The organism is Saccharopolyspora sp. NPDC002686 (assembly GCF_040295745.1).
GTDB lineage: Bacteria > Actinomycetota > Actinomycetes > Mycobacteriales > Pseudonocardiaceae > Saccharopolyspora > Saccharopolyspora oryzae.
The window spans coordinates 53128-74753 of record NZ_JBEOVY010000002.1 but is presented as its reverse complement, the minus strand read 5'-3'; the positions used below and the strand labels follow the sequence as shown (position 1 = coordinate 74753).

Below are 21626 nucleotides of genomic sequence, written 5' to 3'. Positions count from 1 at the left end.
GGAAATCGGACCTCCGATTTCCATTGAATTTGCGTCGGGTGACGGAGCTAGGGGCGGTCGTCCGGGGTGAGGAGGGCCAGGGCGGGTGCGGCTTTGGCGAGGACTTCGCGCCATTCGAGGTTCGGGTCCGAGTCCGCGGTGATCCCGCCGCCGACGCCCAGGTGGAACAGCCCGTCGGCGTGCTCCAGGGTTCGGATGGCCACGTTGAGCTCCAGGCCCGCGACCGGCGAGAACATGCCGACCGCGCCGCAGTAGACGTCGCGCGGCTGCGACTCCAGCTCGGCGATGATCTCCAGCGCCCGCACCTTCGGCGCACCCGTCACCGAGGCGGGCGGGAACGTCGCCGCCAGCAGCTCCGAGTTCGGCAGGTCTTCGGGGACTTCCGCCCGCACGTCCGAAACCAGGTGCCACACGCCCGGGTGCGGTTGCACGTCCAGCAGCCGCGGCACGGTGACCCGCCCGACCTCGGCGACGCGGCCCAGGTCGTTGCGCGCCATGTCCACGATCATCACGTTCTCCGCGATGTCCTTCGCGGACGAACGCAGCAGGTCGGCGTTGCCGTCGTCCTGCGGGCCGCGGCGCGGCAGCGTGCCCTTGATCGGGCTGGAGTGCACCACGCGCCCGCGCCGGGTCAGGAACAGCTCGGGGGACAGCGACGCGATCGCGCCCCACCGCCCGGCCACGTACGCCGCCCGCGCCGGCCGGAAACGCGAACTGCCCTCGGCGAACACCTCCAGCGGATCGCCCTCGAACGGCACCTCGAAGCGGCTGCAGATGTTGGCCTGGAAGATCTCGCCCGCGCCGATCGCCTCGACGCAGCCCAGAACGGCCTTGCCGTGCTCGTCGGGATCCGGGCCCCGCACCGGCCCGGCCGTCCACCCGGCAGGCGGCGGGTCCTCCGCGCGGACCAGGTCGGCGAGCTCGGCGATCAGCTCGGGCGGAACCCCGCCCAGCGCCTCGAACCACCACTGCCCGCTCGAGTCGCGCCGGAGCACGTGATCGGCCCACCCCCACGCGGCCGTCGGCAGCCGGCGGGGGTGCAGGTGCTGGCCGGGATCGGTGAGCCCGTAACCGAGGTAGCCGATCCAGCCGCCGCCGACCGTGCCGGGCTCGGCGGACGTCGCAGCGGTGTCCAACGTCGTGAAGGCGCGCTCGGGCGGGACGGCGTCGATCCGCACCGACGGTGCGAGGACGGCGGAGCCGCCGAACCAGTCGCCGGTCAGCGCGGCGGGCGGAGGCAGTCCGCGGCGGCGCGCGCGAACCGCGAGACGGCGCAGCACCTGCTCGGCACTCGCCGTCCCGTCGATCGGCTGGGTGAGGACGGGCACGGCGCCAGTATGGCCCTGCCCGACATCAAGGCCCACGGCCGCCAACAGCCTTCCTGGCCTGCGGAAACATCATCTCCGCGTACGGTGTCGGCATGGTGCGCGTGTTGGGTGCGACGAGGCTCACCCGGATCACCGGCGAGGATTCGGTCAACCGCACCGCCAGCCGGTTCGGGATCACCGCCACTGACCTGGGGATCTTGTGGGACGACGGGCGGGGCGGGGTGCTGGTCGCGTTCGGCGACACCTACGGCGAGGGCTGGGGCGGGCACGGCGCCGGGCCCAGGCACGCCGACTGGCGGTTCAACGTCATCGCCCGGTCCACCAACACCGATCTCGACGCCGGGCTGAAGTTCGACTGGGTCTTCCCGCGCGACGACGGAACCGCTGGTCAGTGCCTGCCCGGCGACCCCGGCTGCCGCGAGCACACCGTCATCCCGACCGCCGGCATCGCCGTCGGCGGCCGCAACTACCTGCACTACATGTCCGTGCGCCGCTGGGGGATGCCGGGCGTGTGGCACACCAACTACGGCGCGCTGGCCTACTCCGACGACGGCGGGCTGACCTGGGCGAAGTCGACGACGGCGGTCTGGCCGAACCGCGGCCAGCGCTGGTGGAGCCGCTTGCGGCGGCGGAACCCGGGCGGCCACCCGTTCCAGATGATCGGCTTCGCCGGGGTCGTGGACGGCCGCGTGCACCTCCTCGGCACGCCGAGCGGGCGGTTCGGCGCCGGGCACCTGGCGCGCGTCGACGCCGACGGCCTGCTGGAACCGGCGGCGTACGAGTACTGGACCGGCACCGGCTGGAGCAGCGACGCGTACGCCGCCGAACCGGTGCTCAGCGCCCCGGTCGCAGAGCTGTCCGTGCAGTTCAACAGCTACTTCGGGGAGTGTCAGACGACTGCTTCTTCGGCGTCTTCCGGGGTGCTGTCGTCCCGCACCGGAAGGGTCGCGAAGGCCGCCGGCGGTTCCTGCCAGTACGTCGCCGAGGCGCCGTCCTGGATGGCCTGCCAGACGCGTTCCGGGGTCGTCGGCATGTCGATGTGGCGGACTCCGAGGTGCTTGACCGCGTCGACCACCGCGTTCTGCACCGCCGGCGTCGAACCGACCGTCGCCGACTCGCCGATTCCCTTGGCGCCCAACGGGTTCAGCGGGCTCGGGGTCTCGGTGTTGGTCACCTCGAACGAGGGCAGGTCCGCCGCCGACGGGATGGTGTAGTCGGCGAGGGTACCGGTCTCCGGGTTGCCCTCCGCGTCGAAGGTCACCTGCTCCCACAGCGCCTGGGCGATGCCCTGCGCCGCACCGCCGTGCTGCTGTCCGCGCACCAGCATCGGGTTGATGATCCGGCCGCAGTCGTCCACCGCGATGTGCCGCAGCGGGCGGACGAAACCGGTCTCCACGTCCACCTCGACCACCGAGACGTGCGCGCCGAACGGGAACGTCGCACCACCGGGCGCGAAGTCGATGTTCGCTACCAACCGCTCGCCGTCCTCGGCCGCAGCGCGGGCCAGTTCCGCCCAGGCGATGGTCGCGCTGGGCACCCCGGCCACGCCCAGCTCCCCGCCGTCGGTCAGCTCGATGTCGTCGACGGAGGCCTCGAGCCGGGCCGCGGCCAGTTCCTTGGCCTTGCGCAGCACCTCGCCACCGGCCTCCTGCACCGCGCTTCCGGCGATCTGCAGCGACCGCGACCCGCCGGTGCCACCACCGCGCGGCACTTCGGCGGTGTCGGACTGGATGAACTCGATGTCCTCCATCGGGATGCCCAGGGTGTCGGACACGATCATCGCGAACGAGGTCGCGTGCCCCTGGCCGTGCGCGGAGGTCCCGACCTTGATCCGGGCGCCGTGCTCGTGCACCTCGACCTCGGCGTACTCACCCGAACCACCGCCGGTGATCTCCACGTAGGCGCTGGTCCCGATGCCGAGCAGCACCTTCTCCCCGGCTTCGATGCGCCGGGCCTGCTCAGCGCGCAGCGCCTCGTAGTCAGCCAGGCGCAGGGCCTCGTCGTAGGGCAGCGCGTAGTCGCCGCTGTCGTAGGTGGCACCGAGCAGCGTCTTGTGCGGGAACGACTCCGGGACGAGGAAGTTCTTGCGCCGCAACGCAACCGGGTCCATCTCCAGCTCCGCGGCGGCCAGGTCGACCATCCGCTCCAGCATCGCGGCGGCCTCCGGCCGTCCAGCACCGCGGAACGCGCCGACCGGGGTCGTGTTGGTCAGCACCGCCACGCCGTCGTAGCTGATCTTCGGGATGTCGTAGACGCCCTGCGCCATCATCCGCGTCGAGCTCAGCGCGAGAGCCCCGCCGAAACCGGCGTAGGCACCGCCGTCACCGATCACGCGGCAGCGCAGCCCGGTGATGGTGCCGTCGCGGCGCAGGCCCAGTTCCGCGAACTGCACCTGGGCACGACCGTGCGGCATGCCCTGCATGTTCTCCGAGCGCGTTTCCACCCATCGGACCGGACGGCCCAGGCGCAGCGCGACCGCGACGGCGACCGCGTGCTCGGAGATCGCTCCGGCCTTGCCGCCGAAACCGCCGCCGACGTGCGGGGAGATCGTCCGCACCCGCTCCGGTTCCCAGCCGAACGTCTTGGCCAGCCCGTCCCGCAACCCGTGCGGCATCTGGGTGGACACGTGCACCGTGACGTCGTAGTCCTGGTCCGGGCCGCCGGGTTCCACCGCGATCGCGTTGCCCTCCAGCGGCACCACCGCGACGCGCTGGTTCTCGATGCGGGCGCGCACCACCACTTCGGCGTCGGCGAGCACATCGGCACCGGCCGGGTCGCGGAACCCGCCGGCCACGTTCGACCCGAGTTCCGGGAACTGCTGTTCGGCGTCCGGGGCCAGCGCCTGCTCCGGGTCGGCGACGGCGGGCAGCTCCTCGTAGTCGACGTCGACCAGTTCGATCGCGTCGGCCACCGCGGCGGCGCTCTCCCCCACGATCACCGCGACGGGCTCGCCCACGAAGCGCACCCGGTCGGTGGCCAGCGGCGGACGCGCGCAGTTCGGGTTGAGCTCGACGAACGGCGGCGGGATCGGGACGTCGAGGTCGGCCGCGGCGAAAGCACCGACGATGCCCGGTGCGTCGGCGGCCGCCGCGACGTCGACGCCGGTGATCTCGGCGTGCGCGACCGGCGAGCGGACGAATCCGAGGTGCAGCGCGCCGTCGATGTTCAGGTTGCCGACGTAGGTGCCCCGACCGCGGAGCAGTTCCGGGTCCTCGACCCGTTGGACCTCGGTCCCCAGCAATGAACCCACCATGTGCGAAACCCTATCCGTCACGCCGTCGCGAAGCAGCGAAAATTGTGGTTGCGGGAGTGGATCAACGCACGGCGGGCCGGCGAAATTCCCGCGCTCACCCGATGCGCTCCCACAACGACGGTTCCACCTCGGCCAGGCGGTGCGGCGTCGGCAGTTCCCAGCACGGCCGGACCTCGCTCAGTTCCCGGTGCGCGCGGACCAGACCGGCGAAGTCCCGCGGGAACGCCCGCCGGTCCACGCCGAGCAGCGTCCCCCGCTGCTGCGCCCGCGCCACCAGCTCCTGCCAGCCCTCGATGCCCATCAGCCCGATCGACTCGGTGCCGTGCGAGAAGAGCATCAGCCTGATCTCGTCGAAGGTCCGGGTGTCGAGGTAGTCGCGGAGGGCGCGGTGCGATCCCTCGGTGTTGAAAGCCATCCAGAACGGCACCGATCCGGTGCGCAGGGTCCACCAGGGTTCCAGCAGCAGGAAGGACTCCACCAGCAGCCGACCGGTGGGCAGGCCGCGCTGCGCGTACCAGGCCCGGTACTGGTCGGCGACCAACGGACTCAACTGCTCGGGGTGGTCGAACTTCATGCGCCGCAACGAGAAGCGGTGCTGCTGGGCGGCCTCGTCCAGGTCCGCCAGCAGCTCCGGCTCGAAGCCCCACTCGGCTTCCGGTGCCTGCTCGTCGGGTTCCGGCGGACGCCAGGTGCTGAGCTCCGCGCCGTAGCGGCGCAGCAGGTCGGCCACGCGCGGACCGCCGGCGTGGTACTCGGCCGCGGACGCCCCGCCGAGGGCACCGAACTGGAAGACGTGGCGCGGCCCGAGCCGGGTCACCGGCCAGGACAGGCCGCACTCGACCGACACCACCACACCGCCGGACTCCAGGTGGTCGCGCGAGAACCGGCGGTAGGCGTCCGGCAACCGCCGCCACTTGACGCGGAAGTAGGACATCCCGGCGATCATCAGCCGGTCCTGGTTCGGGTCGTGCATGTGGTGCAGCACGAGGTCCGGGTTCGCCGCCAGCAACCTGGCGGCCGGAGCGCGCCCGCACTCCATCTCCGCTTGCGGGTCGTCGCGGTCCACACCGCGCCGCCGCACCGGGATCAGGAGGGTTTGCGGCAACCACGGTGCTCCTAAGGCCGCGGCCAGGTGCACCAGCGCTCCGTTCGAGGAGCCGATGAACACCACCGGGTACCGGCGGCGCGGGTAGTGGTCGACGACCCAGGACGCGAGCCGATCGGAATCGACCTCGCCCAAGCGCGTGGGTGGCAACGCCTCGCTCACGCCGCTGGCCGCGTAGATCCGGCCCGCCCATCGCGGTGGCAGCCGGTTGACCCCGGACAGCACGGCGCCTCGCACCGGTTCCAACGCTCTCGGCGCCTGGCCAATCGCGGGGATGTCCCGTCCCGCGAGGTAGCGCGACAACGCCCGGAGCATCCCGGTCGCGGAATCGAACGAAGCTGCTGCACGTCCTGGCACCCAACGACCCCACCGTCCCTTCTGCACGCCGTTCGGAGCGGTGCGCTCAGTGCCGGGGGACCATGCGCCGCCGGTGGGTCGGTCTCGGCATCGATTCCAGTCCGCAGAGGATCACGAAGCCCAGCACCGCAAGCCCCGCGTGCAGGAAGTTCTCCGCCGGGCCGAGCAGGAGCGGCGTTCTTCCCTTGTCCAGCGTGCTTTCCGCGGTCCCGTAGACGAACAGCAGCACCCCGCCGACCGTCTGCACCGTCGCGCACAGCACTGCGCAGCGGCGCCACGGGGCGGCGAGCACCGCGACCGCGCCGAAGCTGAGCAGCAGCAGGCTGTGCGCGGTGTTGAGCTGGAAGACGAGGAGCACCGGGACATCACCCGATGCGTGCCAGCCGGCGTTGGCCAGCCCCAGCAGGCCGAGCGCGATCAGCAGCAGTCCTTCCGCGGCGAGCAGCAGTTGCCAGCCCGCCTTCGGCGACCACCGGCGAGGATCCATCCGCACCTCCGGGCACACGACTGCGCTTCCGAGATGCCCGCCGCGCGGCGATCGAAAACCTGTCGCGCTGCCCGTTGACCGGCCCTGTCCGCGACTGTAGTTTTCACGTCCATCGCATTTCGTTCACAGATGTGAAAATGCCCAGCCTGCACGAAGGAGTGCCAGATGGGTGCGCCCAACGCGACCAGCGACGACCCCTACCTCCTCACCGCGGACGGGATCAAAGAACCACCGCGCGGCTGGAAGTCCAGCCTTCGCTACCTCGGCCCCGGACTCATCGTCAGCGCCTCCATCGTCGGCTCCGGCGAGCTGATCGCCACCACCGCGCTGGGCGCCGAAGTCGGTTTCGCCCTGCTGTGGATGGTGATCCTGTCCACCGCGGTGAAGGTGGCCGTGCAGGCCGAGCTCGCCCGCTGGACGATCATCACCGGCAAGCCCGCCCTGACCGGCTACAACGAGGTGCCGCCGAAGATCGGCCGGATCGGCTGGATCAACCTGCTGTGGATGCTGATGGCGCTGTCCAAGCTGCTGCAGGTCGGCGGGATCATCGGCGGCACGGCGGTCTCGCTGAGCATGCTGGTGCCGGTCGGCGGAGATCCGCTCGGCTTCACCTCGCTGGCGGTGTGGACGACGATCCTGGTCGCCGGCAGCATCGCGCTGCTGTACTCCAACAACTACAGCCTCATCGAGCGCGGCGCCTTCGCGCTGGTCGCCGTCTTCTCGGTGGCGACCGTGGTGATCGCGCTCGGCCTGCCGTTCACGCCGTTCGGCTACGGCGGCGGCGACCTGCTGTCCGGCCTGACCTTCACCATCCCGGTCGGCGCGATCGGAGCGGCGGTGGCGATGTTCGGCATCACCGGCGTCGGCGCCGACGAGATCACGTTCTACACGTACTGGTGCGTCGAGAAGGGCTACGCCCGCTGGGTCGGGCCGAACGACGGCAGCGAGGACTGGCAGCGGCGCGCCCAGGGCTGGATCCGCGTGATGTACAAGGACGTCTTCCTGTCCTGGGTGATCTACACCTTCAGCACCCTGGCCTTCTTCGTGATGGGCGCGGCGGTGCTCCACCCGCAGGGGCTGGTGCTCGAGGGCAACGCGATGATCACCACCCTGTCGCAGATGTACACCGACGTGATCGGCGAGTGGGCTGCGGTCGGGTTCCTCATCGGCGCGATCGCGGTGCTCGGCTCGACCCTGTGGGCGGCGATCCCGAGCTGGTCGCGGATGTACGTCAACGTGCTGGCGACGTTGGGCGTGCTGGACTGGTCGGACGCGCGGTCCCGCCAGAAGTGGATCCGCGGTTTCACGGTCGGGCTGCCGATCGTGTGGGGCGCGACCTACCTGTTCATCAACTCACCGGTGGTCATGGTGCAGATCGGCGGCATCATGACCGGGATCTTCCTGCCCGCGGTGGTGGTGGCGACCTGGTACCTGCGCAACACGCAGGTCGACAAGCGCCTGCACGGCTCACGGGCGTTCAACACCCTGCTGGTGGTGAGCAGCGTCGCGATCAGCCTGCTGGGCGTCTACTCCCTGGTGAGCGTCTTCGGCGTAATCGACTGACCGGCAACGTCACTTGTGGCCGTGGTGCGGATGCTCGCTCGCGTTCTCGTGCTGAGTCGACTGGTGGTGCGTGTTGTGCCCGATCACCGTGTTCCCCGGTTGGCAGACCGAGTCGTTCATGTTGGTGCAGTTCGCCGGAACCTGTGCGTGCAATTCGAGCGGCGTGGCGGAGGCCAGTGCGGGGGCGCCGAGCAACAAGGGCACCACCAACGCGAAACCGGCCAAGCCCCGCAAGGTGGAACGCATCTCGTTCCGCCTCCGATCGATGAGTCGGTGACGAAGACACTTCCACCCTACAAACCGGCACATCACCGGGCACCGGGCCTAAAGACCCCGGCCCGGCCCGGTGATCAGGTCAGCGCGGCGCCATCCGGATCGCACCGTCGAGGCGGATGGTCTCACCGTTGAGGTAGGGGTTCTCGAGGATGTTGCAGGCCAGTGCGCCGAACTCGGCCGGGTCGCCGAGCCGCTTGGGGCTGGGCACCGAGTCCTCGAGCGACTTGCGGACGTCTTCGCGCAGGCGCCCCAGCAGCGGGGTGTCCATGATGCCCGGCGCGATGGTGCACACCCGGATCGCCTTGCTCGCCAGGTCGCGCGCCGCGCACAGCGTCATGCCGACGATGCCCGCCTTCGACGCGGTGTAGGCGATCTGCCCGATCTGCCCCTCGAACGCGGCCACCGACGCGGTCAGCACGATCGCTCCGCGCTCGTCGTCGACGGCGTCGTGCTTGGCCATCCGCGCGGCGCCCAAGCGCAGCGCGTTGTACGAGCCGATCAGGTTCAGCTGGATGACGTCCTCGAAGGGCTCCAGCGCTCCGGGCCGGCCGTCCTTCTCGACCAGCCTGATGCGTGCCCCGCGACCGGCGCAGTGCACCAGCGCGCGCAGCGGACCGGCCTCCTCGGCAGCGTCCAGGGCGGCCTCGAACTGCTCCACGTCGGTGATGTCGGCGGCCTCGAAGCGGGCGGATTCACCGAGTTCGGAGGCGACTTCAGCCCCCTGCGAGGTGGGCAGGTCGATGATGGTGACCCCCGCACCGGCCTTGACCAACTTCCGAGCGGTCGCCAGTCCCAGACCGGACGCGCCGCCGGTCACCGCTGCTGAAATGCCTTCCAGACGCATGCGCAGATCCCTTCCACACCGATGTGCTCGGCCAATTCAAGGCACGCCGCGCGGCAGCGGTCAAAGTCCGGTTCGCGAACGGAGCTGAAGGTTCGGCCTATATCCGGTGGACAGCCGGGTGAGAATCGACGGGTGAACAACCTGAGCATCGAGCCCACCGGAGTGGACCAGCCCGCCGTGGTCCGCTTGCTGCGCGAGTACACCGACGAGATGGCCAGTCGGTACTACGGTCGTCCCGCGACCGACGCCGAGGTGGATGCTGCGATCGCCGAGGACCCCAACAAGGGCCTGCACCCGCCCACCGGTGTGTTCCTGGTGGCCCGCGAAGGAACCGAACCAGCGGGGTGCGTCGGCATCCGCGAGCTCGAACCCGGTGTCGCGGAGCTGAAGCGGATGTACGTCAGGCCGCAGGCGCGCGGGCTCGGCGCCGGCGCCCGGCTCCTCGCCGCGGTCGAGGAGCACGCCCGGGATCTGGGCTACCGCGCGATTCGCCTGGACACCCGCAACGACCTGGTGGAGGCGCGAGGCCTCTACGCCAAGCACGGGTACCAGGAGATCCCCGCCTTCAACAACGGTCCTTACGCAGAGCACTGGTTCGAGAAGGTCCTGGGGTGACCCCGCATCCGCTGACGACCGCCGACGCGGGCGAGGTGCTGACGTTGCAGCGCGCTGCATACGTCCCCGAAGCGCAGGCGCACGACGACTTCCGGCTGCCGCCGCTGGTGGAGAGCCTCGACGACGTCCGCGCCGCCCTCGCCCGGCCGGACTGCCGGGCATGGGGTGTCCGCGAGTCGGGACGCCTGGTCTCCGCGGTCCGCGTGGAGCTGGGCGAGACCACGGCCGCGCTCGGTCGGCTGGTGGTCGCGCCGGACTGCCAGCGCCGGGGTCTGGGCACCGCCCTGCTGGCGCACGTCGAGCAGCACCTCCCGCCGAGGATCACCGCGATCGAGCTGTTCACCGGCGAACACAGCACCTCGAACCTGCGCCTCTACCAGCACCTGGGCTACCGGGAAACGCACCGGACCTCGGCCGGTCGCTACGAGCTGATCCACTTCCGAAAGGACCTGGGATGAAGGGACGCGTCGCACCACCGGTGCTCCGAACCGACCGGCTCACCCTGGAACCGCTGCGCGCCGATCACGCCGAGGAGATGTCCGAAGTGCTCGCCGCTCCGGAGCTCTACGACTTCATCGGCGGTGTCCCGCTCACCGCGACCGAACTGCGCGCCCGATACGAGCGGATGCTGGCGGGTTCGCCGGATCCGGAGGTGTCGTGGTGCAACTGGGTGATCCGCCTGCGCGCGGAGGACTGCCTCGTCGGCGCGGTGCAGGCGACGATCATCCCCGGCTACCCCGGCCCGGCGGCCCAGATCGCCTGGATGGTGGGAACGCCCTGGCAGAAGCGCGGTATCGCGAAGGAAGCGGCGCTCGCCCTGGTCGACTGGCTCCGCCGACTGCCGGTGCGCTGCGTCATCGCCCACGTCCACCCGGACCACCAAGCCTCCGCAGCGGTCGCAGCGGCGTCAGGCCTGGAACCCACCGGCGACACCCACGACGGAGAACTCGTCTGGCGATTGCCGCTCACGACCTGATCTCCTGCCGTCAGCAGTGGAAGCTTTCGCCCGGCACTACCGGCACTACGGGCGACGCCCCCGACGTGCTGGCCGCGCAGTCGCCGGTCCTCGTCCAGGACTGACCGCTGCTCAACCGTCGACGAGTTCGTCCAGGTGGCGCAGGGCTTCTGGGACCGGGTCGGTGGTTCGGAGGACGTGGTGGAGGTAGGTGTTGGCCACCACCAGCTTCCGGCGGCCGAGGCCGGTTCGGGCTTCGTGGTCGGCTTGTTCGAAGAGCAGCGCCGCCATCGTGGTCTGGGCAGCCAGGTCGGTGAACTCCCCGCACATCGCCTGGGCGTAGTCGTCGCTCTCGGCCAGCAGGGACTTGCCGAGGGACCGGATCCTGTCCACTTCGGACATCAGCGGCTCGGCTCCGGCCGCTACGTCCGGGTCGGTGATGCGTTCCAGCCGCTGCTGGGCGGTGTCGGCGAGCAGCTCGTGGGCGTTGTCCTTTCGGATGCAGCGCAGGACGTCGAGGGCGATCACGTTGCTGGAGCCCTCCCAGATCGAGCCCAGGTGGGCGTCGCGCACGAGCCTGGGGTTGATCCAGTCCTCGATGTAGCCGTTGCCGCCGCGGATCTCCATCGCCTCGCCGGTCACCACGCGCGCCTTCTTGCACAGGTGGTACTTGCCCAGCGGGGTCAGGACGCGGATCAGCCGGCGCGCTTCGGGGTCGCCGGCGTCGGCGCGGTCGAGCGCGGCGGCGGCTTCCAGCACGAATCCGAGGCCTGCTTCGGCGTGCAGCAGCATCGACAGCAGGGTTTTGCGCATCAGCGGCTGGTCGAAGAGCGGTTTGCCGAAGGCCACCCGCTGGCGGGTGTGCGCGACCGACTCGTTCAGCGCGCGCCGCATCAGCGCCACCGCTCGCATGGCGTTGGACAGGCGCGACACGTTGACCATCTCGGCCATCTGCAGGAATCCGCGGGACAGGTCGCCGACGGGCAGCGCGTAGCAGTCCTCCAGCGTCACCTCGCCGCTGGCCATCGAGCGGCTGCCCATCTTGTCCTTGAGCCGGTCGATCCGGTAGGTGTTGCGGCTGCCGTCCGGGCGCAGCCTCGGCACCATGAACATCCCGAGCCCCTTGGTTCCCTCCGGGCCGCCCGGAACCCGGGCCAGGGTGAGGATCACGTCGGCGGACACGTTGGAGGCGAACCACTTCTGGCCGCGCAGCGTCCAATGCGAACCGTTCGGGGTGGCCTCGGTGGCGGTGCGGCCGACGTCGCTGCCGCCCTGCTTCTCGGTCATGAACATCGCACCGGTCAGCAGCGAGTCGAAGTCCGGCGAGCTCAACCCGTCGATCTCGCGGGCGAACAGCGACTGGTCGCCGAAGCGGCGCAGCACCCGGGCCGCCGAGTCGGTCATCGAAACCGGGCAGAACAAGCCGAACTCGGCCTGCACGAACACGTACGACAGGCCGTACTTGACCACGTGCGGCACCGCGGTCGGCCAGCCGTGCACGCCCGGGCGGTGCGACATCGCGGCGAACCCGAACCGCTCGAACGCCAACCGCGACATCCCGGTGTAGGCCGGGTGGTAGACCACTTCGTCGACCCGCTCGCCCGCGGCGTCGTACTGGCGCAGCTGCGGCGGGTTGACCTCCGCGACCGCGGCCAGCTCGTCCAGCTCCCCGGCCGCGACCGCGCCGACGTCGCGCAGCACGGGTTCCACCCGCTCCATCGAGTCGACGTACCGGGCGAGCAGCGGGCGCAGAGCTGGATCGGCATCGGCGAAGTTCATGCCCAGCACGTTTCCACCGCCCGTCCTGAGCTGTCCAATACCGAATCGTCCCCCCGCTGAGACTCCCACCGACTCAATCCCCTCCGCGATCCGGAAGCAGGCGCCGGCCCGGTCCGCCCTCTACCGTGTGGTGGGAACCTCGGCGAGCGGGTGGGGTGGGACATGGTGGACGCGCAGCGGAAGCTGGTGCTGATCCGGCACGCGAAATCGGCCTGGCCGGACGACGCCGACGACTTCGACCGACCGCTGGCCACCCGCGGCCGCCGCGACGCACCGGCCGTCGGCCACTGGCTGCGCGACCACGCAGCGGCCATCGAGCTGGTGCTCTGCTCCCCCGCGATCCGAGCCCGGCAGACCTGGGAACTGGCCGCACCCGAGATCCCGGCCGAACCGAAGCTGAAGTACGACGACCGGATCTACGTCGCCTCGGCCCGCGAACTCCTGTCGGTCATCCACGAGATCCCGCCGACGGTCATGACCGCAGCCGTCATCGGCCACAACCCCGGCCTGGAGGACCTGGTCAGCCTGCTCACCGGAGAACCCGCGGTGCTCAAGACCGCAGCGATCGCGGTCCTGAGCACGCCGAACCCGTGGTCGGCCATCGGCGAGAACTGCGCCACCGCAGTCGAGTTCGCCAAACCGCGGGGCTGAAGCCGACCCCGCCACCGGCCTGAAGAAGCGCCGGTGGCGGGAACGGGTCAGGCTGGTTTGACCCCGGGGTGGCGGTCTTCGACCACGTAGGTGGCGCGGGTCGAGATCTCCGCGCCGGGGCGTTCGACGAACGGGACCACCCGGTAGTCGCTGCGCCAGAGCTCCGGTGTCAGGGTGCAGCGGACGTAACCGCGCTGGGAGTTGAAGAACTTCATGTGCGGGTTGGCCGCGAGCATCGTTCGGCCCTCGTCGGTCATGTCCGCGCCGTCTCCGCCGCTGGTGATCGACGTGCCGACGAACTCGCTGGCCACCGTGGGCGAGGCGGCGTCCTCGAAGTCGCTCTTGAGGTCCCAGGCGTAGTTCTGGTGCCGGTCACCGGTGATCACCACCAGGTTGCGCACCCCGCGCTCGGTCGCGCCCGCCAGCACCGCGTTGCGTTCCGCCACGTAGCCGTCCCACGGGTCCATGAACAGCTTCTTCTCCGGGCCCGCGTCGAGATCGGTCTCGCCCATCGGGGCCTGGTTGCCGATGATCTGCCAGCGCGAACGGCTCCCGGAGAAGCCGTCCAGCAGCCACTGCCGCTGCTGCTCGCCGAGGATCGTGCGGTCCGGGTCCAGCCGCTCGTCGCAGTCGTACTTCGAACCGTCACCGCAGGGCTGGTCGTCGCGGTACTGCCGGGTGTCGATCATGGTGAGGTCGGCCAGGTCGCCGAACGCCAACCGGCGGTGCAGGCGCACGTGCGGGCCGTCGGGCAGCGCGGTGCGCCGCAGCGGCAGGTTCTCGTACATCACCTGGAACGCCGCGGCCCGCCGCTTCCGGAACACCTCGGGATCGTCGTCGTCCTGGGAGATGTCACCGGCCCAGTTGTTGTCCACCTCGTGGTCGTCCATCGTGGTGATCCACGGGAACGCCGCGTGCGCGGCCTGCAGGCTCGGATCGGTCTTGAACAGCGAGTACTGCAGGCGGTAGCGGTCCAGGGTCTGGGTCTCCGACTTGAACTCCGAGCCCAGCGCGATGCCCCGCTTGTTGTCCGTCTGGTCGTACTCGTAGATGTAGTCGCCGAGGTGCACCACGAAGTCGAGGTCCTCGGCGGCCAGGTGCTCGTAGGGGGTGAAGAAGCCCGCGCTCCAGTTCTGGCAGGACGCGAAGGCGAAGGACAGCGAAGTCAGCGCGGCCGCAGCGGCGGGCGCGGTCCTGGTCCGGCCGACGGGGCTCAGCTCGCCGGCGGCCCGGAAGCGGTAGAAGTAGTCGCGGCCCGGTTCCAGACCGGAGATCTCGGCGTGCACGGAGTGCCCGAGCTCCGGGGTCGCGGTGGCCGAACCGCGCTGCACCACATCGCGGAACCGCTCGTCGGTGGCGACTTCGTACTGCACCTGCACCGGTTTCGCCGGCATTCCCCCGGAACCGTCGGCCGCTAACGGTTCCGGGGCCAGCCGGGTCCAGATCACCACTCCGCCGGGCAGCGGATCTCCGGAGGCCACACCCAGCGAGAACGGGTACTCGCCGCGCAGCCGCACGCCGGCCGCCGCACTGCTCCAGGCTCCCGTGCCCAGCAGGACGGCGGCCGCGCTCGCACCACCGATGCCCAACACCTTGCGGCGATTGAACTTCCCTGGCATTCACTGCTCCTTCCGCGAATCGGACAACGGGCCGGATTCTGCCGATCACGGGCATCGAGCAGATCACGAACGACCGTCGCGGCGGTGAACGTCGGGAACTGGCCACGCCGCCGTCACGGCAAGCTGATCGCCACCACCTCGCGGCCGAAACCGGCGACCTGGTCGGCGACGCTGCGCGCCCACGGGTGCTCGTCGGGGCTCATCCCGCCGAGGTCGACCTTGAAGCGCACCACGTCCGCGCCGCGCACCACCTCGGTGTTCGCGCCGCGCTCGGCGAGCAGCCGCTGCACCTGGTCGGCGACGGCCGGCCGCACCGAGAGGACCATCCGGTCCGGCGTTGCAGCGCTGGGCGCCTCGACGGCCTTCGCGACCGCCTGGGGCGCGTTCGCCGGCTTCGGTCCGGTCATGGCGTTGCGCAGCAGCTTCGCCGTGCCGTTGGTGAAGGCGCGGTAGTTCGGGTCGAAGCCGAACAGCACCACCCGGCCGCTGCCGGACGCTTCGTCCACGACCGCGGTCTTGCCGTGCAGCTGCTCGGGAGCAGCCGCGAATCCGGAGATGTACCAGTCCGGGTCGCCTTCGGCGGGGAAGTTCGCCACCGACGACTCGGCCGGGGCCGACCACACCGCGTCGTACTCGTACATCGCCCAAGCGGTCTCGCCCACTCCCTCGGCCAACGGGCTGTCCGGGTCGACCTGCATCCGGACGAGCGCGCCGGGGATGTCGGAGGTCGGTTCGGCGTAGGTCGCCGAGGTGAGCCCAAGGCGCGTCGCCAGCCGCGAGGCGTCCCGCAACGCGATCAGCGTTCCGCCGCTGCGGACCCACTCGGTCAGCGCCGCCCGGCCCTGCTCGCCGAGCGAGTCGAAGGCCTCCTGGTCCGAACCGTTCGGGACCACCAGCACGTCGTAGTCGGCCAGCGCACCGGCCGCGATCTGGTCTGCGGCCACGTCACCGAAGTCCATCTTCTGATCGCCCAGCCACCAGCGCAGCCAGCCCGACGACTCGGTCGCCGCGCCGCTGTTGGAGATCTGCCAGACCGCCGTGCGCGGGGCGCCGGCGACCGGTCGCGCTGCCGGTTCTGCCTGCTCCGGCAGTGGCATCGCGCGCGGTTGCAGGTCGGTGCCCGAACGTCCGCCGCTGACGTTCTCCAGCAACGGGCCGCTCCAGGCCGTGACGTCGTAGAAGTACGGGAACGGCACGTAGCTGTTCTCGTTGAGCATCGCCTGCACCCAGTGCTTCTGGCCCTGCGCCATCGGGATCCACAACGTCCCGGCCGGGAGCGTCGTCGACTGCTCGGCTCGCCCGTACTCGGTGTAGTCCGGGACCTCCAGCGGCGTGGTCAGCCGGTAGACGTCGACGTCCATCCGCTGCAGCCGCCGCGCGAGGCGCTGCACCTCGGCGACCTTCGCCGGGTCGTCGGTGCGCAGGAAGTAGTGCTTGACCTTGACGTCGGGCACCGGGTTGGTGATCTCGCCGTCGTTCCAGTACAGCTGGTTCGGTTCCAGCTCACCGGCCGCGCCCTGCCGGTTGGCCTCCAGGTGCTCGGCGCGCCACTCGGCGAGCAGCTGCTGGTCCTGCGCACCGGCGGCCATCAACGTCGACCAGATCGCGGTGTACTGCTCCTGGAGCCGCTGGGGAATCGGGTCCTCGGAGTTCTTCTCGAAGGTCATCCCGGCCGCGTTGAAGCCGGTCAGCGGCACGGTGTCGCCGTAGCCGAGGTACATCAGGTCGTAGGAGCGGCCGTTGAAGTACGGGATGCCGAACCGGCCGAAGGCCTGCTGCATCGCCGGGCCGTACACGTCGTAGACCCAGGTCAGCGGTGTTTCCCCGATGTCGTGGTAGACCGGGTCGGCGTTGGGCGGGAAGAAGTAGCCCTTGCTGCCCATCTCGTGGGCGTCGATGAACATCTGCGGCGGCAGTTCGCGCAGCTTCTCCAGCTTGCCCTCGGTCTCGGGCTGGGTGCGGGCGAACCAGTCGCGGTTCATGTCGAAACCGTTGGCGTTGCGGCGGGTGTCGGCCTCGCGCCCGTCCGGGTTCTGCGTCGGCAGCACCACGACGATGGCGTTGTCGAGGATCGTCTGCGCGGTGCAGTCGGTGCGGGCGGCCAGCTCGTAGAGCACGCGCAGCGCGGCGTCCGTGCCGCTCTCCTCGTTGCCGTGCACGTTCCCGCCGAGCCACAGGACGGCTGGGGTGTCGCGGACGATCTGCTGCGCGACGGGCTCCGGCGTCTTCGGGTCGCGCAACGCGTTGAGCTGCTTGCCGATGTTCTGCAGCGCTCCAGGATTCACCCACTTCTCCTGGCCGACCACCGCGTAGTGCAGCGGACGCCCCTCCACCGAAGTGGCCAGCGTGCCGTCGACGACCTTCGGGCTCTTGTCGGCGAGGGCCTGGAGGTAGGTGTCGGACTCCTCCGAGGTGACCTCCCGCTCGCCGAGGTCGATGCCCAGGACGTCGCGCGCCGTCGGCACCGAATCGTCCACCGCTGGTGGGGTGAACGGGTCGCACGACGGCGCCGCGGCCGCCTGGGGTACCGCGAGCATCGGCAAGGACACGAGCAGCGCGGCTGCGCCGGTCAACCACTTCGAGCGACCAGCGCCCCGTAACGCGAACATCGCCATGAGACCGCCCATCCCTGAGTGCGGAATTGCCGAGCGAGTTGACCACGCCGTCACCAGCGGAACAAGCGCTGTTCGGGGACGAAGGGGACGAGTCAACGGAAACTGTCGCTCACCCCGTCAAGGCCTAGAACCGCTCAATCGGGATGACGAAGGCCTCACCGCGACGGCGCTCCGGCGTCCGGGGCTTGTCGTAGGGTGCTGGGCGCGGGATGTGTTGGGAACTTGGGAGGATCGATGGCCGGAACCTCTGATCTGGGACCGTTCTTCAGCCCGGACGGGGACCACCTCGTCCCCGCTGCGCACGCGAACAGCCCGTGGGCGCCGGACATGATGCACGGGCGCCTGTTCGGCGGTTTGCTCGCCAGGGCCCTGGAGCGCGAGCACGGCGAGCCGGGCCTGCACTTCAGCCGGTTGACCGTCGACCTGTTCCGCAACACCAAGCTCGCACCGGTGCGGGTGGAAACGCAGCGCGTGCGCGACGGGCGCCGGATCCGGGTCGCCGATGCGACGGTGTTCTCCGGCGACACCCCGGTCGCGCGGGCGAGCGCGGTGCTGCTGCGCCGCGGCCAGCAGCCCGCGGGCGCGGTGTCGAGCACTCCGCCTTGGGATGCTCCGGCGCCCGAGGAGATCGGGCCGCCGCGCACCGACTCCGACGGCTGGCCGCCGCCGTTCGACGTCTGGATCCTCGACTCCGACGGCAACCCCACCGAGGACTGGCGCAGCAGCGGTCCGCGCCGCGCCTGGGTGCGGGACCGGTGCGACCTGGTGGCGGGCGAGTCGATGTCGCCGCTCGTGCGGGTCGCGATCGCGGGCGACTTCGCCAGCCCGGTGGTGAACTTCGGCGAGGACGGCAAGCTCGAGTTCATCAACGCCGACTACACGCTCACCCTCTCCCGCCTGCCGCTGAGCGAGGCCATCGGCGTCGAGGCGACCGGCCACCTGAGCGAGGACGGCGTCGCGGCGGGCAGCTGCACGTTCCACGACGCGAAGGGGCCGATCGGGTTCAGCACGCTGACCGCGGTGGCCAACCCGGCCGTCTAGCTTGACCGGATCGTTCCGCCTCGCGCCGTGATCGTGCCTTCCCGGTCGCGGCGCGGGCGACGAGACTCGTCGACGTGAACAAAGCACTCCTCGTCGTCGACGTACAGGAATCCTTCCGGCAGCGCCCGCTGTGGCAGGCCATCTCCAACCCCGACATCGTCACCCGCGTCAACCGCCTGGTCGACCTCGCCCGCGCCGAAGGCGACCTGGTGGTCTGGGTGCTGCACAACGAACCGGGCACCGGTGGCGTGTTCGACCCGGTCAACGGGCACAACGTCCTGCAGGACGGGCTCGTCCCGGCCGAGGGCGAACCGCTGCTGAACAAGACCTCGCACAACGCCTTCACCACCACGAACCTGCACCAGATGCTGACGCAGCGCGGGATCCGCGAGCTCAGCGTGTCCGGCATCCGCACCGAGCAGTGCTGCGAGACGACGACCCGCGTCGCCTCCGACCTCGGCTACGACGTCACGTTCGTGACCGATGCGACGGCGACGAACCCGATCCCCCACCGCGACGCCCCGGCCGACCTGACGGTGCCCGAACTCCTGGCGGACCCCCGGACCCTGCACAGCGAGGAGATCATCGCCCGCACCGAGTACGCCCTCTCCGGCCGCTTCGCCACCATCCGCACCGTCGCCGAGCTCACCGGCACCTCGACCTGACCAGATCCGCCCGCCCAGCCCGGCCTGCGCTGGCTCCGTCCCGCAAATTCAATGGAATTCAGAGGTCCAATTTCCATTGAATTTGCGTCCCCCCGCGCCGGGTCCCGGACCGCAGTTTCAATTGAAACTGTGGTCCTGCCCGGGCCCGAGCGCAGTTTCAATTGAAACTGCGGAAAATCGGTTGACCTGGCGCCGGGGCTTGGTCGGGCGGTTCGTCGTCGCCTCGGGCATCGTGGTCTCGCATAGGGTGGACCTCCCACGTGGTGGACAGGAGGCTTGGGTGGTTGGGACTGCGGTGACCGAGGTGATGGCCGAGCTGGCCGCGCTCGAGGATCCGAAGGCGCGCAAGGTCAACGAGAAGCACGGTGACGATCACGGTGTGAACCTCAGCAAGCTGCGGGCACTCGCCAAGCAGCTGAAGACGCAGCAGGAACTCGCGCAGCGGCTGTGGGCGACGGGTGACTCCGCAGCGAGGCTGCTGGCGACCCTGATCTGCCGGCCGAAGGCCTTCGAGCGCGACGAGCTGGACGCCATGCTGCGCGAGGCGCGCACGCCCAAGGTGCACGACTGGCTCGTGAACTACGTGGTGAAGAAGAGCCCGCACGCCGAGGAGCTGCGGCTGGCCTGGACCTCGGATCCGGACCCGGTGGTCGCCAGCGCCGGCTGGGCGCTGACCACCGAACGCGTGGCGAAGAAGCCCGACGGGCTCGACCTCGACGGCCTGCTCGACGTCATCGAGGCGGAGATGAAGGACGCCCCGGACCGCCTCCAGTGGGCGATGAACAGCTGCCTGGCCCAGATCGGGATCGACCACGCCGAGCACCGCGCCCGCGCGCTCGACATCGGCGAGCGCCTGGAGGTGCTCAAGGACTACCCGACCCCGCCGAACTGCACGTCTCCGTTCGCACCCATCTGGATCAACGAGATGGTGCGCCGGAAGAGCTAGACCTTCTTCAGCGCGGATTCGATGCGGGCCGCTGCGGCGACCACGTCGGCTCCGAAGCTCTGGCCGGGGCTGGGGTGGCGTTGGGTCGGGGCCGAGAGGCAGACCGCTGCGGCGATGTCGCCGTGCAGGCGGACCGGTGCGCTGACCGATCCGACACCCGGCGCCCGGGCTCCCACGCTCTCCACCCAGTCGTGGCCCTCCGGGTCCCGCTCGCCGAGCAGGACCTGCGCTGCCGATCCGTGCGGCAGCGGCAGCAGGCTTCCCACGGGCTGGCTCGCGCGCAGCTCCTCCGCCGACTCGATGCTCACCACGCACAGCCGGTGGTCCGCGCGGCGCACCCACAGCTGCGCGGATTCCCCCACCGCAGCAACCAGTTCCACCAGCACCGGTCGTGCCGCTTCGGTCAGCCGCGAGGTGGCGAACCGCGAGCCGAGGTGGAAGCAGCCCGCGCTGTCGCGTCGCAGCAGGCCGTGCGCGACGAGCGCGGTGGCCAGCCGGTGCGCGGTGGACGTGGTCAGGCCCAGGGTCCTGGCGAGTTCGCTGGTGCCCATGGGCTTGATCTCGACGCAGTCGAGGATCGCCACCGACCGGTCCAGCACCCCGACACCCGTGGTGAACGCTTCGCCCATGGCCTACCGCCGGACTTCGGCCGGTGCGGCCGGGATCTTCGCCAGCGCCGACGGCAGCGCGTGCCCGACCAGTCCGGCGAGGTGTTCGCGCAGCTCGCCGAGCTTGGAGACGTCGATGCCGGTGTCGATGCCTTCCCGGTGGAACAGGTGGATCAGGTCGTCGGCGGCGATGTTGCCGGTCGCGCCCGGCGCGAAGGGGCAGCCGCCGAGTCCGCCGAGCGCGGCGTCGAAGCGCCGGATGCCGCAGCGGTAGGCCTCCCAGGCGTTGGCGTCGGCCATGCCGTAGGTGCTGTGCAGGTGCAGCCCGATCCGCTCGATCGGGAACACGTCGCGCACCGCGGTGACCGCCCGGTTGATGTCGCCGGGCGAAGCTGCGCCGATGGTGTCGGCAAGGTGCAGCACGTCGACGCCGATCTCCTCGTAGTGCCGGGCGACCCGGACCACGCGCTCGACCGGGGTGTCACCGTCGAACGGGCACACGAACGCCGTCGCGATGCAGCCCTCGGTGCTGACGCCGGCGTCGTGCAGGATCTCCGCTGCCCGGGCCAGCCGCTGCATCGCTTCCGCAGTGCTGACACCGGAGTTCGACGTGCTGTGGCCTTCGCTGGCCGACATCACCAGCCGCGCGTTCTTCACCCCGGCCTCGACCGCGCGCTGCGCACCGCGCTCGTTGAGCACGAGCGTGTGGAAGGTCGCGGGCCGATCGGCGAGCCCGGCGACGACCTCGGCGGTGTCGGCCATCGTCGGCACCCGCTTCGGGCTGACGAACGATCCGATCTCCAGGTGCTGGAACCCTGCGTCGACCAGCAGCTCCCCGAACCGGATCTTGTCCGCGGTGGGCACGACGACCGGTTCGATCTGCAGCCCGTCGCGCAGCGAAACCTCGGTGATGAGCACC

At 70.4% G+C, this 21626-nt stretch carries 19 protein-coding genes and 1 pseudogene; 9 read left to right on the top strand and 11 right to left on the bottom strand.

The features are described from left to right. Positions 1–47: 47 nt before the first annotated feature. The gene (locus tag ABTZ89_RS00790) at positions 48–1328 is read right to left on the bottom strand and encodes an aminodeoxychorismate synthase component I (protein WP_270948625.1); all 1281 of its coding nucleotides are present in this window, start codon (positions 1326–1328) and stop codon (positions 48–50) included. Between the two features lie 92 nt (positions 1329–1420). On the opposite strand from ABTZ89_RS00790, the pseudogene ABTZ89_RS00785 reads away from it, so the two are divergent. Beyond that, positions 1421–2206: pseudogene (locus tag ABTZ89_RS00785) on the top strand (glycoside hydrolase family 183 protein); the annotation flags it as partial. An 11-nt stretch (positions 2207–2217) separates the two neighbouring features. Here the strand turns inward: ABTZ89_RS00785 and ABTZ89_RS00780 are convergent. From ABTZ89_RS00780 to ABTZ89_RS00770, 3 genes are all read right to left on the bottom strand, one after another. Then, positions 2218–4581 (bottom strand): xanthine dehydrogenase family protein molybdopterin-binding subunit, encoded by a 2364-nt coding sequence (locus ABTZ89_RS00780; protein ID WP_351038630.1) that lies wholly within the window; start codon positions 4579–4581, stop codon positions 2218–2220. 94 nt (positions 4582–4675) lie between these two features. Next, positions 4676–5923, bottom strand: a complete 1248-nt coding sequence (locus ABTZ89_RS00775) for a hypothetical protein (RefSeq protein ID WP_351038628.1) — start codon at positions 5921–5923, stop codon at positions 4676–4678. 166 nt (positions 5924–6089) lie between these two features. After that, positions 6090–6530: a DUF4383 domain-containing protein gene (locus tag ABTZ89_RS00770; protein ID WP_351038626.1), complete on the bottom strand. Its 441-nt coding sequence runs from the start codon at positions 6528–6530 to the stop codon at positions 6090–6092. A gap of 165 nt (positions 6531–6695) precedes the next feature. Here ABTZ89_RS00770 and ABTZ89_RS00765 point away from each other — a divergent pair, with 165 nt between their 5' ends. Continuing rightward, the gene (locus ABTZ89_RS00765; protein ID WP_270946701.1) at positions 6696–8093 is read left to right on the top strand and encodes an Nramp family divalent metal transporter; all 1398 of its coding nucleotides are present in this window, start codon (positions 6696–6698) and stop codon (positions 8091–8093) included. Between the two features lie 9 nt (positions 8094–8102). Here ABTZ89_RS00765 and ABTZ89_RS00760 read toward each other — a convergent pair whose 3' ends face one another. Both ABTZ89_RS00760 and ABTZ89_RS00755 read right to left on the bottom strand, forming a co-directional pair. Continuing rightward, a complete protein-coding gene (locus tag ABTZ89_RS00760) occupies positions 8103–8318 on the bottom strand; it encodes a hypothetical protein (protein WP_270946702.1) in 216 nt (71 codons plus the stop codon). Positions 8319–8448: 130 nt separating this feature from the next. Continuing rightward, positions 8449–9213 (bottom strand): SDR family NAD(P)-dependent oxidoreductase, encoded by a 765-nt coding sequence (locus ABTZ89_RS00755; protein ID WP_351038624.1) that lies wholly within the window; start codon positions 9211–9213, stop codon positions 8449–8451. Positions 9214–9345: 132 nt separating this feature from the next. Here ABTZ89_RS00755 and ABTZ89_RS00750 point away from each other — a divergent pair, with 132 nt between their 5' ends. Genes ABTZ89_RS00750 through ABTZ89_RS00740 form a run of 3 tightly spaced genes read left to right on the top strand, consistent with a single transcriptional unit; the run spans position 9346 to position 10804 of the window. Further along, positions 9346–9828: a GNAT family N-acetyltransferase gene (locus ABTZ89_RS00750; RefSeq protein WP_270946704.1), complete on the top strand. Its 483-nt coding sequence runs from the start codon at positions 9346–9348 to the stop codon at positions 9826–9828. Then, positions 9825–10286, top strand: a complete 462-nt coding sequence (locus ABTZ89_RS00745; protein WP_351038621.1) for a GNAT family N-acetyltransferase — start codon at positions 9825–9827, stop codon at positions 10284–10286. The genes ABTZ89_RS00750 and ABTZ89_RS00745 overlap by 4 nt, the downstream gene beginning before the upstream one ends. Beyond that, complete coding sequence (locus tag ABTZ89_RS00740) at positions 10283–10804, top strand: GNAT family N-acetyltransferase (protein WP_351038619.1); 522 nt, start codon at positions 10283–10285, stop codon at positions 10802–10804. Before ABTZ89_RS00745 ends, ABTZ89_RS00740 begins: the two co-directional genes overlap by 4 nt. Before the next feature lie 111 nt (positions 10805–10915). Here ABTZ89_RS00740 and ABTZ89_RS00735 read toward each other — a convergent pair whose 3' ends face one another. Beyond that, positions 10916–12562: an acyl-CoA dehydrogenase family protein gene (locus ABTZ89_RS00735; protein WP_351038617.1), complete on the bottom strand. Its 1647-nt coding sequence runs from the start codon at positions 12560–12562 to the stop codon at positions 10916–10918. A 162-nt stretch (positions 12563–12724) separates the two neighbouring features. On the opposite strand from ABTZ89_RS00735, the gene ABTZ89_RS00730 reads away from it, so the two are divergent. After that, a complete protein-coding gene (locus ABTZ89_RS00730) occupies positions 12725–13213 on the top strand; it encodes a SixA phosphatase family protein (protein WP_270946711.1) in 489 nt (162 codons plus the stop codon). 47 nt (positions 13214–13260) lie between these two features. Here ABTZ89_RS00730 and ABTZ89_RS00725 read toward each other — a convergent pair whose 3' ends face one another. Next, positions 13261–14832, bottom strand: a complete 1572-nt coding sequence (locus ABTZ89_RS00725; RefSeq protein WP_351038615.1) for an alkaline phosphatase D family protein — start codon at positions 14830–14832, stop codon at positions 13261–13263. A 113-nt stretch (positions 14833–14945) separates the two neighbouring features. Beyond that, complete coding sequence (locus ABTZ89_RS00720) at positions 14946–17441, bottom strand: M14 family zinc carboxypeptidase (protein ID WP_351038613.1); 2496 nt, start codon at positions 17439–17441, stop codon at positions 14946–14948. A 240-nt stretch (positions 17442–17681) separates the two neighbouring features. Between ABTZ89_RS00720 and ABTZ89_RS00715 the strand changes: the two genes are divergently transcribed. The 3 genes from ABTZ89_RS00715 (at position 17682) to ABTZ89_RS00705 (ending at position 20099) form a co-directional block, all read left to right on the top strand. Next, complete coding sequence (locus ABTZ89_RS00715) at positions 17682–18488, top strand: thioesterase family protein (protein WP_351038611.1); 807 nt, start codon at positions 17682–17684, stop codon at positions 18486–18488. 74 nt (positions 18489–18562) lie between these two features. Further along, positions 18563–19153, top strand: a complete 591-nt coding sequence (locus tag ABTZ89_RS00710; protein ID WP_351038609.1) for a cysteine hydrolase family protein — start codon at positions 18563–18565, stop codon at positions 19151–19153. 307 nt (positions 19154–19460) lie between these two features. Beyond that, entirely contained in the window at positions 19461–20099 is a 639-nt protein-coding gene (locus ABTZ89_RS00705) for a DNA alkylation repair protein (protein ID WP_351038633.1), read from the top strand. Here ABTZ89_RS00705 and ABTZ89_RS00700 read toward each other — a convergent pair. Then, positions 20096–20728: an IclR family transcriptional regulator gene (locus ABTZ89_RS00700; RefSeq protein WP_270946717.1), complete on the bottom strand. Its 633-nt coding sequence runs from the start codon at positions 20726–20728 to the stop codon at positions 20096–20098. The genes ABTZ89_RS00705 and ABTZ89_RS00700 overlap by 4 nt on opposite strands. A 3-nt stretch (positions 20729–20731) precedes the next feature. Then, the gene (locus tag ABTZ89_RS00695; protein WP_351038607.1) at positions 20732–21625 is read right to left on the bottom strand and encodes a hydroxymethylglutaryl-CoA lyase; all 894 of its coding nucleotides are present in this window, start codon (positions 21623–21625) and stop codon (positions 20732–20734) included. Position 21626: the final 1 nt, after the last annotated feature.